At 71.5% G+C, this 11,267-nt stretch carries 8 protein-coding genes; 2 read left to right on the top strand and 6 right to left on the bottom strand.

From position 1 onward, the window contains the following. The first annotated feature begins 72 nt into the window (after positions 1 to 72). Positions 73 to 1,275 (top strand): TerD family protein, encoded by a 1,203-nt coding sequence (locus tag NW895_RS08170; RefSeq protein WP_289934829.1) that lies wholly within the window; start codon positions 73 to 75, stop codon positions 1,273 to 1,275. Positions 1,276 to 1,327: 52 nt separating this feature from the next. Here NW895_RS08170 and NW895_RS08165 read toward each other — a convergent pair whose 3' ends face one another. The 6 genes from NW895_RS08165 to NW895_RS08140 all read right to left on the bottom strand — a co-directional run bounded on the left by NW895_RS08165 (position 1,328) and on the right by NW895_RS08140 (position 9,178). Next, the gene (locus NW895_RS08165) at positions 1,328 to 1,906 is read right to left on the bottom strand and encodes a TetR/AcrR family transcriptional regulator (protein WP_289934657.1); all 579 of its coding nucleotides are present in this window, start codon (positions 1,904 to 1,906) and stop codon (positions 1,328 to 1,330) included. A 121-nt stretch (positions 1,907 to 2,027) separates the two neighbouring features. Beyond that, positions 2,028 to 3,044, bottom strand: a complete 1,017-nt coding sequence (locus NW895_RS08160) for a 1-aminocyclopropane-1-carboxylate deaminase (RefSeq protein WP_289934656.1) — start codon at positions 3,042 to 3,044, stop codon at positions 2,028 to 2,030. Positions 3,045 to 3,064: 20 nt separating this feature from the next. Then, the gene (locus NW895_RS08155) at positions 3,065 to 3,706 is read right to left on the bottom strand and encodes a GntR family transcriptional regulator (RefSeq protein WP_289934655.1); all 642 of its coding nucleotides are present in this window, start codon (positions 3,704 to 3,706) and stop codon (positions 3,065 to 3,067) included. Between the two features lie 70 nt (positions 3,707 to 3,776). Further along, on the bottom strand, positions 3,777 to 5,360 hold the full coding sequence (locus tag NW895_RS08150; protein ID WP_289934654.1) for a TROVE domain-containing protein: 1,584 nt from the start codon (positions 5,358 to 5,360) through the stop codon (positions 3,777 to 3,779). A gap of 488 nt (positions 5,361 to 5,848) precedes the next feature. Further along, a complete protein-coding gene (locus NW895_RS08145; RefSeq protein ID WP_289934653.1) occupies positions 5,849 to 7,294 on the bottom strand; it encodes an alkaline phosphatase PhoX in 1,446 nt (481 codons plus the stop codon). Positions 7,295 to 7,750: 456 nt separating this feature from the next. Further along, positions 7,751 to 9,178 (bottom strand): hypothetical protein, encoded by a 1,428-nt coding sequence (locus tag NW895_RS08140; protein WP_289934652.1) that lies wholly within the window; start codon positions 9,176 to 9,178, stop codon positions 7,751 to 7,753. 249 nt (positions 9,179 to 9,427) lie between these two features. Between NW895_RS08140 and NW895_RS08135 the strand changes: the two genes are divergently transcribed. Then, a complete protein-coding gene (locus tag NW895_RS08135) occupies positions 9,428 to 11,254 on the top strand; it encodes an endonuclease/exonuclease/phosphatase family protein (protein WP_289934651.1) in 1,827 nt (608 codons plus the stop codon). Positions 11,255 to 11,267: the final 13 nt, after the last annotated feature.

Here is an 11,267-nt window from a genome sequence, read left to right as displayed (position 1 = left end):
CTCGGCACCGGCCGAATGAGGTCGGTAAGGGAACGGTAAAGCGGTGTGGATCGTTCACCCGGCATGACAGCTATGACCCCCGGCTCGAACATCCCTCTCTCCGCCGCGCGCGTGACGGTGGACGTCGCCGCCCCGGTGCGGCTCGACGTATCGGGCCTGCTGCTCACCGCCGACGGCAAGGTGCGCTCGGACGACGACTTCATCTTCTACAACCAGCCGAGCGGCCCCGGCGTGACCTACCGCTCCGGCGGCGGCACCGCCCCGGACGCCATCACGGTCGACACCACCGCCGTCCCTCCGGGCATCGAGAAGATCGTCGTCACCGCCAGCCCCGACGCCCCGGGCCAGACGTTCCAGGGCATCGAACCGACGGCCACCATCCGCAACGCCGACGACACCTCCGTCCTCGCCACCTTCACGCCCCCGCAACTCGGCACCGAGACGGCACTGGTGGTCGTGGAGATCTATCTGCGCAACGGCCAGTGGAAGGCCCGCGCCGTCGGCCAGGGGTACGCCAACGGCCTCGCCGGCATCGCCACCGACTTCGGCGTCACGGTCGAGGAACCGGCTGCCGCCCCGCCCCAGCCGACGGCCCCGCCGCAGCCGGTCGCCCCTCCGCCCGCCGCCACGCAGCCGCCGGTGACTCCGCCGGCCCCGCCCGCCGCACCCCCGGCACCGGCCACCGCCCCGGGCACCGGGAAGATCAACCTCGACAAGGGCCGGGTCAGCCTCCAGAAGAACCAGACCGTCTCCCTCGTCAAGGGCGGCCGCCCCCTCCTCTCCCAGGTCCAGATGGGCCTCGGCTGGGAGCCGGCGTACCGCGGCAAGGACATCGACCTCGACGCGTCGGTCATCGCCTACGGCCCGCAGCGCAACCACATCGACAGCTGCTACTTCGGCAAGCTCCAGATCGTCAACGGCGCGATCCGCCACTCCGGCGACAACCTCACCGGCGAGGGCGGGGGCGACGACGAGGTGATCACCGTGGACCTCGGCCGTCTTCCGCAGGACGTGACCGGGCTCGTCTTCACGGTCAACTCCTTCTCCGGCCAGAAGTTCACCGAGGTCGCCAAGGCCTACTGCCGCCTCCTGGACGCCGCGACCGGCGAGGAACTCGTCCGTTTCGACCTCACCAACGCCGAGCCGCAGACGGGCGTGATGATGGCGAAGCTGATCCGGCAGTTCTCCGGGGAGTGGGAGATGACGGCCATGGGCGACTTCGTGAAGTCCCGTACGGTACGGGGCATGGTCAAGCCGGCGGCTCAGGCGCTCTGAGCGAGGGCTCGTACGACGTCGTGGGCGCCCTCGTTCAGGGGGCGCCCGGCCTTCAGCCCTCCGGCCCCGGCCGCAACCCCTCCATCAGCAGCGACAGATACCGCCGGATGCACTTCCCCTCCGCATCCGCCAACTCCGACGCCGTCGCCACCCCGTGCGCCAGCCGCAGGACGTCGACCGGCTCGACGTCCCTGCGCAGCGTCCCCTCCTCCTGCGCCGCCGTCGCCAGCCTTGCCGCCGCGCCCCTCATCGACTCGCCGCAGGCGGTGACCACGGCAGTGCGGCCGTCCGTGACGGCCGACCCCAGCAACGCCTTCAGGCCGCGCACCTGGATCATCCCGGCGCTGAGCTCGTTCAGCCACTCCACCAGCGCCTCACCCGGCGGCAACCCGGCCGCCAGGACGTCGGCGCGAGCCGCGATCGCCTCGATCCGGTCGACGTACGCGGCCTCCAACAGCGCCTGACGCGTGGGGAAATGCCGGTAGAGCGTGCCGGACCCGACCCCCGCCCGCTTCGCGATGTCGTCCAGCGAGGCGTTCTCCCCATGCTCGGCGAAGGCCTCCGCCGCCGCCTTCAGCAACCGCTCATAGTTGCGCCGAGCGTCCGCACGCATGGGCCTGGGCTGCGTCATCCCGCCACTCCTTGCAAACCGGGGGCCCTCTCCGCATCGTATCCGACACCCTCGGGGAGAGCCCACGGCCGGGACCTGCCACCCAGGCCCTGTCGTTTGAATCATCCCGGCGTCGCAGGGCCTAGAACAGCGCGCTGTACCCGTTGAGCGCGGGCTGCCCGCCGAGGTGGGCGTAGAGCACCGTCGAGTCCCGCCCGATCTCGCCCCGGGACACCAGGTCGATCAGCCCGGCCATCGACTTCCCCTCGTACACGGGGTCGGTGACCATGCCCTCCGTCCGCGCCGCGAGCCGCATCGCGTCCAGTGTCGTCTCGTCGGGGATGCCGTACGTGCCCGCGTGGTACCGCTCGTCCAGTTCGACGTCCGCCTCCGTCAACTCGCCCTGCACACCTATGCATCGCCCGGTGCGGTGGGCGATCCGCGCGATCTGCTCCCGAGTGCGGGCGGGGTTCGCGGAGGCATCGATGCCGATGACCCGTCGCGGCCGCCCACCCGCCTCCTCAAGTGCACGGAAGCCGGCGACCATGCCGGCCTGGGTCGACCCGGTCACCGAGCAGACGATCACGGTGTCGAAGAAGACGTCCGACTCCCGCTCCTGCTCGGCCACTTCGTACGCCCAGCGCGCGAAACCGAGGCCGCCGAGCGGATGGTCGGAGGCTCCGGCCGGGATGGCGTACGGCTTGCCGCCCGCCTCCTCGACCTCCCTCAGCGCCTGCTCCCAGCTCTCCTTGAAGCCGATGCCGAACCCGGCCTTCACCAGCCGTACGTCGGCCCCCGCGAGGCGGCTGATCAGGATGTTGCCGACCTTGTCGTACACGGCATCGGGCCAGTCCACCCAGCTCTCCTGCACCAGCACGCACTTCAGCCCGGCGTGGGCGGCCACGGCGGCGACCTGGCGGGTGTGGTTGGACTGCACCCCGCCGATCGAGACGAGCGTGTCGCAGCCCTGGGCGAGCGCGTCGGCGACCAGGTACTCCAGCTTGCGGGTCTTGTTCCCGCCGTACGCGATGCCGGAGTTGCAGTCCTCCCGCTTGGCCCACAGGGAGGCGCCGCCCAGGTGTTCGGTCAGGCGCGGCAGCGCGTGCACGGGCGAGGGACCGAACAGCAGCGGGTAACGCTCGTACGAGGAAAGGGACATGCGTCCTCCCGGGGTCGGGTCTAGTCGGCCTGCTCTTCGAGCCCCCGCCAGATCTCCGCCGTCACGCGGACCGCCTCGCCCACGTCACCGGCCGCACAGGCTTCGATCAGCCGCTCGTGCAGCCCCGCCGAACGGCAGCTGCCGCCCTCGCCGAAGCGCCGCCGTTCCAGGCGGCGGATGAGCGGGGTGTAGCGGGCGATCGTCGCGGCGGCGGCGCGGTTGCCGCTGACCCGGACGAGGACGTCGTGCAGGTCGTCGTCGGCGTGCAGGGCGGCGTCCACGTCGCCGGCCCGGACGGCGGTCGCGAACCGCTCGTTGGCCGTGCGCATCGCCTCGATGTCCGCCGCGAACAGCCGGGGCACGGCGACCCGTGCGACCAGCTCGTGCATGGCACCGACCACGGCGGCGGCGTCCCTGACGTCGGAGGCCACGACCGGAGTGACCCGTGTGTAGCTCTGCGGCTTGCTCTCCAGCAGCCCCTCGTCGACGAGCCGTGAGAACGCCTCGCGCACCGGCGCCCGGGACAGCCCGAGCCGCTCGGCGAGGTCGGCGTCGCGCACCACCGCGCCGGGTTCGATCTCCCCGGTGACGATGGCGTCCCGGATCACCTCGTAGGCGCGGTCCCTGAGCAGGGTGCGGCGCACGGGTCGGATGGCCTCCACGCGCTGAAATGTTAGATGTCAGCCAGGGGCCGGACAAGGCCCGCACCCGAAGGCGCGGGCCTCGTCCCGCTCAGGCAGCCCAGGGCCAGTCGGCGTCCCGTGCCGCCTCCAGCAGCGGAACCATCCGGAACGCGGCGTCCGAGAGGCCGCCGAAGGTGTGCCGGTTCCCCTTCCCCGACGGGCCGTGGCCCGCCCGGTACCCGGCGAGGTTCCAGGTGTAGACCGGCACGTGCGGCGGAACCTGCTCGGTCGGGTCGCCGTGCCGGCTGTACGCGTACTGCTCGTCGGTGACGATCAGCACCCGGTCGTGCTTCTTGTAGTGCCGGCGCACCGCCTCGGTCGTGTCCGTGCCTCCCAGGTCGCCGAAGCGGTCCAGGATCTTCAGCACCGACTCGCCCCTGCGGAACTTCACGCGGTCGCTGCTGGTGCCGAACTCGACGAGATCGGCGTCCGCCGCCCGCAGCGCGAGCGCCGTACCGAAGACCGCCGCCGCGTCGGCCCGGGTGAGCTGCGAGCGGTCGGACATCCGCGAGTAGAACATCGACCCCGAGCGGTCCACGAGCACCAGTGTCCGGCCGGGCAGCGCGGGCACGTTCGCCAGCGAGTGGCCGAGGGCCCGCTCCAGCGCGTACGACCAGCGCAGCGACGGCGCGTACTGGTACGCGGCGAGGTACCGGAACGGGAACTGCCGGGAGCGCGCCACCTCGGCCGGGTCGCTGATCCGTGCGGCGACCTGCTCCGCCACCTCGTCGGACACCCCGGCCTCGTCGAAGTTCCGCAGGTTGCGGACGAGCGCCATGGCGCCCATGGACGGGATGACGGCCTCCCAGGCCGCCTTGTCCATCGGCCCCTGCAGCCAGCCCGCCAGCATCTCCCAGGTGATCCCGGCCGCCGCGAGCCGCTCGGCGCCGTCGGGCGCGGTGACGACCGCCCGCCGTTCGGCGACGGGGAGGGCCATCAGCTCGCGGTGCGCGGTGAGCACACGGTTCGAGGCGGGCGGCAGCGCGGTGTCCGGGTTGTGCCGGCGGTCGAGCGCGTACTTGAACAGCTCGCCCTGCCACGGCTTGTCCGCGTCCGGCGCCGCGTGCACCAGGTTGAGGATGTCGCCGAAGCGGTAGCCCTTCGACGCCGTGTCGTACTTCAGCAGCGCCTTGCCGCTGTAGAGGCGCCGTACGGCGTCGGCGATGCCCCGCTTGACCGGCTTGGGGACGGCGCGGCCGTGCACCGAGGTCCAGTACGCCAGCAGCTCGCCGGGCTCGTCGGGTCGCTGGAGCACGGAGGCGATGACCTGCCGGTTGGCCGGGCCGTCCGTCGCGCCCGCGTCCAGCCGTGCCTTCACGTACTCGGCGGCGCCCACGACCGAGGCGGTGCGGAGGTTGCCCTCGCCGCGCAGCCAGCCGAGCAGGCCCGCGGTCCACGCCGGGTCCGTCACGGCGAGCTCGCGCACGAGCCGGGTGAAGCGGTCGTCGCGGTCGGCGCCGGCCTCGTAGAACGTCTGCTGCGAGACGAAGTGGGAGACCGCGAGCAGGAAGAGCTCGGAGCGCGCGTCGCGCTCACGGCCCCGGCCGCCCTCGTACGTACGGAGCACACGCCCCGTGGACGTCACCCGGGAGGTGGGCCCCGCCTTGGCGGCCTTGGTGTTGAATCGCGCCATGGTGAATTCCCCCGAATTCTTTGTCGGTTACGGAGGGAGGCGCAGCAAAAGGAGGGTGCCCGAGATCAGGGATCGGCGACGGAGCACCACCGAACGCGTCTTCCATTTCCGCCACATCGGCCCGGAGCCGATGACGGGATTCGAACCCGCACCATTTCTGATTCGGTCCCTGAAGTATCCGCTGCCTGCGCACCGGGCACCCACCGAGAACTGCGCCTCCCGAGATCAAGTCGGCCGCGGCGTGGGATTCTTGTGAGAGAAGAAGTAGCCGCAGCCCGCGCACCGGGAGGTGCATGAAGTTGTGGTGTCCAGAGATCGAGGCCGGCGGAACCGACAAGGTGCTCTGCCTCTGAGCTACACCGGTTCGTGGTACCGGTGGCGGGATTCGAACCCGCGGCCGCCCCATTATGAGTGGAAGTAGGTCCTGCCTTCGCACCTGGACGTGCATCACTCTAAGAGGCGTACCGCGGGATCAGCGAGCGAATTAATTACCGATTCTGGCGCTTCCAGGGCCCCGTGATGGCGAGCATGATGCCGGGCGTCTGGATGTTGGCGTACAGGGTCCTGCCGTCGGGCGAGAAGGTGACGCCGGTGAACTCGCTGTACTCGGGCTCCTCCTCGGTGCCGATGTTCAGCTCGTTGCGGGCGATGGGGTACGTGCGGCCGCTGTCGGTGGCGCCGAACAGGTGCTGGACGCCCTCGCCGTCCTCGGCGATGACGAGGCCGCCGTACGGGGAGACGGTGATGTTGTCCGGGCCGTCGAAGGCGCCGTCCGCCGACGGGTCGGGGTTGACGCCGAGGAGGACCTTGAGGGTGAGCGTGCGGCGCATGGGGTCGTAGAACCAGACCTGGCCGTCGTGCTGGACGGGGCTCTCCTCACGGGCGTACGAGGAGACGATGTAGGCGCCGCCGTCGCCCCACCACATGCCCTCCAGCTTGCGGGCCCGGGTGACCTGGCCGTCGGTGAACTGCTTGCGCACCGGCGTGGTCCGCGCGTCGCGGTCGGGTACGTCGACCCAGTCGACGCCGTACACCGTGCCGGTCTTGGTGGCGCGGGAGAGGTCGTCGACGAACTTGCCGCCGGAGTCGTAGCACTTGGGTGCCTGGAGGATGCCGGCGTCGTCGGCGAGGGTGCGGAACTTGCCGCGGCCGTACTCGAATCCCTTGGGCGGGGTCCAGCGGTAGAAGAGGCCGTTGGGGCCCGCGGCGTCCTCGGTGAGGTAGGCGTGACCGCGCTTGGGGTCGATGACGACGGCCTCGTGGTCGTAGCGGCCGAAGAACTTCAGCGGCTTGGGGTCGCGGTTGGCGCGCCGGTCGAGGGGGTCGACCTCGAAGACATAGCCGTGGTCCTTGGTCATGCCGTTGACGCCGGCCTTGTCGGAGTTCTCCTCGCAGGTCAGCCAGGTGTCCCAGGGGGTGCGGCCGCCCGCGCAGTTGGTGGAGGTGCCCGCGATGCCCACCCACTCGGCGACGTGTCCGTCGGGGCGCACCTCGACGACGGTGCAGCCACCGGAGGCGGCGGGGTCGTAGACCAGGCCCTGGATGAGCGGCACCGGGTATTTCCAGTTGGCGCGCGGGCCCTTCAGCTCGTGGTTGTTGACCAGCAGGGTGGTGCCGCGGGGGCCGTCGAAGGTGGCGGTGCCGTCGTGGTTGGACGGGGTGAACTCGCCGGACTCCAGGGTGGTCCTGCCGCTGTAGGTGATGATCCGGTACGTGAATCCGGCGGGCAGCGCGAGGATGCCCTCCGGGTCGGGCACCAGCGGTCCGTAGCCGACCCCGCCGTACGCGTCCGCCGACTCCTCACCGGCGCTCTCGGTGTCGGTGGACGCGAGGGCGCCCGGGGCGGAGGCGAGGGCGCCGACACTCCCCGCCAGCGCGACACCGGCACCGGTGATCGCGGATCGTCTGGCGAAGTCCCTGCGGGTGAGCGACATGGTGTCTCCTGTGACGGTGGATGCCGTGGAGGGTGGCGGACCTCGGTCGGCGACACCGTCCCGCCCAGGGCTGAACGGCGGTTGAACACCCGACGACGCGCCAGGATCCGACGCACGTCGCGACGGCGCCGCCCCCACGGGACCGCCGGTCACGCTCCGACGCCTGGCTCACCACGACACCCGCACACGAAGCGACCGCAGCCCCACGACACCGGGCCACCAGGCCACCGGCCGGTACGCCCCCGGGCCGCCGCCAGCCCGCCCAGCCGGCACACCACCCGGCCGCCAGGCCACAGGCCACCGGGCCACAGACCACCGGCCGCAAGCCGCAGACCGCCGAGCCACAGGCCGCAGACCGCCAGGCCACAGGCCACAGGCCACAGGCCACCGACGGAGCCTGCCCCCACCGTGCGGCCGGCGAGGCGGGCTGTGCCGCCGTGGGGCCGGGCGCTCCGGTCAACCGCCTTGCTGTGACCGCGCCTTGAACGCCGCCTTGCGCGCCTCCTTGGCGATCCGCTTGTCCGGATGCAGCCGTCCCATCGCCTCCAGCACCTCCGCGGTGGCCGGGTGGTCGACCCGCCAGGCGGCGGTGAAGAAGCCGCTGTGCTGCTGTGCCAGCCCCTGCACCAGGGCCGTCAGTTCGTCGGAGTTGCCCTCGGCGGCGAGCTGTGCGGCGACCGTGTCGATGGTCAGCCAGAAGATCATCGCCTCGGACGGCGCGGGCACGTCACGCGCCCCGTGCTCGGTCAGCCACACCCGGGCCAGCCCGCCCAGCTCGGCGTCGTCGAGGACCTCCCGCAGCGCCGGCTCCGCCTCCCCGCCGACCAGCGACAGCGCCTGCTGGCAGCGCAGCCGCCGCAGTGGCGCACCGGCGTCCGAGCCGCGTGCCGCGGACAGCAGCTCCCGTGCGGCGGTGAGGGGCGGGCGGCGGGCGAGCCACTGCTCGGTCTCGGCATGTGCCGCCCCCGGCGGGAACGCGGCCGTGCCGTCGAGCAGCGCGTCGGCGCCCTTGTCGGCGAGGTCCCCGACCGCCGGTGCCTCGAACCCGGCCTCCAGCAGCCGGGCCCGCAGCCCGTACAGGCCGAGCGGCGTCAGCCGCACCATGCCGTAGCGGGAGACGTCGGTGTCGTCGACCGGCGCCGCGGGCTCTTCCTCCGCGTCGGCCATGAGGGCCTCGTCGACGGGCTGGTACTCCACGAGCCCCGCCGGCTCCAGCAGCCGGAACTGGTCGTCCAGCCGCATCATGGCGTCGGACACCTGCTCCAGTATGTCGTTCGTGGGCTCCTCCATGTCGCTGGGCGCGATCACTGAGGCGGCCAGCGCGGGCAGCGGCACCGGGGTGTCGCCGGGACCGTCCTCGCTGACGGTGAGCAGGTACAGGCTGCCGAGCACGCTGTCGAGGAACTCGGCCTCCGCCTCCGGGTCCCAGCCCAGCGAGGAGAAGTCGATCTCACCGCCCGCTTCCACCGCCTCGGCCAGTCCGTCGAGGTCGGGCACGCTCGCGTCGGCGAGCACCGTCTCCAGGGCGCCGAGCCACACGCCGAGCACGTCCTGCGGCGAACCGCCGGTGAGCAGCGCCAGGTCCTCGCCCGCGGCGACGGTGCCCTCCTCCTCGTCGACGACCTCGACGAGCCCGGTGTCCACGGCGACCCGCCAGGCCTCGCTGGCGTGGGCGGCGGCATCGTCCCCGCTCAGCCCGAGCACCTCGGCCGCCGCGGGCAGCTGCTCGTCGACGAGCCCGCCCCCGGCGTCGACGCGGGTGTCCGGCCCGGCCCAGCGGGCGAGCCGGGCGGCGCGGGAGAGCAACGGCGTGGACAGCGCGTCGCGGGCCAGCTCCGCTTCGGGGTGCAGCCGTACGGGCGGCAGGGTGGAGCTGTCTGACATCTGCGGGTTCTCCTAGGACATGTCGTACGACTCAGTCGCTCAGCCTAGACGGGTTTCCACCCATGCCGCCCGGTTCATCTCCCGGTAGGGAACCGTACATGGCTGAAACCTTGACAAGTGGCCTGAGCAGGCAGGAGATTGACGCGCGTAGAAATCGGGGGGACAACTGTTCACCGCACTACGCGCGTCACCCCGCTCCACGCTCCGCCCTCGTCCCGGCGCTCTGTCATGTCCCCGGAGGGAATACCGTTGCCGAGCAAGTCGTCCGCGCGTCTCGCCGCGCTCACCGTCGCCGCCGTCTGTTCCGCGGCGTCCACCGTCGTCCTCACCTCGCCCGCGCACGCCGACTCCGTGCGCATCCATGACATCCAGGGCAGCACCCGCATATCGCCGTACGCCGGCAAGCAGGTCACGGACGTGACCGGAATCGTCACCGGCGTGCGCACCTACGGCTCCTCCAGAGGCTTCTGGATCCAGGACCCTGAGCCGGATGCCGACCCGGCCACCAGCGAGGGCGTCTTCGTCTTCACCGGCTCCACCCCGAAGGTCGCCGTCGGCGACGCGGTCACCGTCTCCGGCACGGTCTCGGAGTTCGTCCCCGGCGGCACCTCCTCCGGCAACCAGTCCCTGACCGAGATCACCCGCCCCACGGTCACCGTCGTCTCCGGCGGCAACGCGGTCCCGGCCCCGACGGTCGTGGACGCACGCTCGGTACCCGACGTCTACGCCCCCGCCGGCGACACGACGGCGAACGGCTCGATCAACGCGCTGCCGCTCAAGCCCGCGACGTACGCCCTGGACCACTACGAGTCCCTGGAGGGCATGAACGTCCGGGTCGCCGACGCGCGCGTGGTCGGCGCCACCGACCCGTACACCGAGCTGTGGGTCACGGTGAAGCCGCGCGAGCACGCCAACCGCCGCGGCGGCACGGTCTACGGCTCCTACGACTCCCAGAACACCGGCCGCCTGCAGATCCAGTCCCTGGGCAAGGCCGCCGACTTCCCGTCCGCGAACGTGGGCGACACCCTCACCGGCACCACCGTCGGCCCGCTGGACTACAACCAGTTCGGCGGCTACACCCTCGTCGCCAACGAGATGGGCACCCTCAAGAGCGGCGGAGTACAGCGCGAGACGACCCGCAAGCAGTCGCGCGGCGAGCTGGCGGTGGCGACGTACAACGTCGAGAACCTCGACCCCTCCGACACCACCTTCCCGGCGCACGCCGCCGCGATCGTGAACAACCTGAAGTCGCCCGACATCGTGTCCCTGGAGGAGATCCAGGACAACAACGGCGCGACCAACGACGGTACGGTCGCCGCCGACCGGACGGTGACCGAGCTGATCGACGCGATCGTCGCGGCCGGCGGCCCCAGGTACGACTGGCGCTCCATCGACCCCGCGGACGACGCCGACGGCGGCGAGCCGGGCGGCAACATCCGCCAGGTGTTCCTGTTCAACCCCGAGCGGGTGTCCTTCACCGACCGCGCGGGCGGCGACGCGACCACCGCCACAGGCGTGACCAAGGTCCGCGGCACGGCACAGCTGACCGTCTCCCCCGGCCGCGTCGACCCCACTGACCCGGCCTGGACGAACAGCCGCAAGCCACTCGCGGGCGAGTTCGTCTTCCGCGGCCGCACGGTCTTCGTCATCGCCAACCACTTCAACTCCAAGGGCGGCGACCAGGGCCTGACCTCCCAGTACCAGCCGCCGGCGCGCAGCTCGGAGGTCCAGCGCCACCAGCAGGCGACGGCGGTGCACGCCTTCGTCAAGGACATCCTCGACGCGCAGAAGAACGCGGACGTCATCGCCCTCGGCGACATCAACGACTTCGAGTTCTCCGAGACCGCGAAGATCCTCGAAGGTGACGGCGAGCTGTGGTCGGCGATCAAGTCGCTGCCGAAGAGCGAGCGGTACACCTACGACTACCAGGGCAACAGCCAGGTCCTCGACCAGATCCTGGTCAGCCCGTCGATCCGGCGCGGCTGCGACTTCTCGTACGACAGCGTGCACGTCAACGCGGAGTTCCACGACCAGATCAGCGACCACGACCCGCAGGTCCTGCGCTTCGAGCCGTAGTCCAGCCGCCAGG

It is taken from the genome of Streptomyces sp. S.PNR 29, assembly GCF_030386795.1.
GTDB lineage: Bacteria > Actinomycetota > Actinomycetes > Streptomycetales > Streptomycetaceae > Streptomyces.
This window is presented reverse-complemented; position numbering and strand designations above follow the sequence as displayed.

Coding starts and splice junctions, on each gene's coding strand:
- NW895_RS08170 (WP_289934829.1), top strand. CDS start 73: ATGACCCCCGGCTCGAACATCCCTCTCTCCGCCGCGCGCGTGACGGTG.
- NW895_RS08165 (WP_289934657.1), bottom strand. CDS start 1,906: ATGACGCAGCCCAGGCCCATGCGTGCGGACGCTCGGCGCAACTATGAG.
- NW895_RS08160 (WP_289934656.1), bottom strand. CDS start 3,044: ATGTCCCTTTCCTCGTACGAGCGTTACCCGCTGCTGTTCGGTCCCTCG.
- NW895_RS08150 (WP_289934654.1), bottom strand. CDS start 5,360: ATGGCGCGATTCAACACCAAGGCCGCCAAGGCGGGGCCCACCTCCCGG.
- NW895_RS08145 (WP_289934653.1), bottom strand. CDS start 7,294: ATGTCGCTCACCCGCAGGGACTTCGCCAGACGATCCGCGATCACCGGT.
- NW895_RS08140 (WP_289934652.1), bottom strand. CDS start 9,178: ATGTCAGACAGCTCCACCCTGCCGCCCGTACGGCTGCACCCCGAAGCG.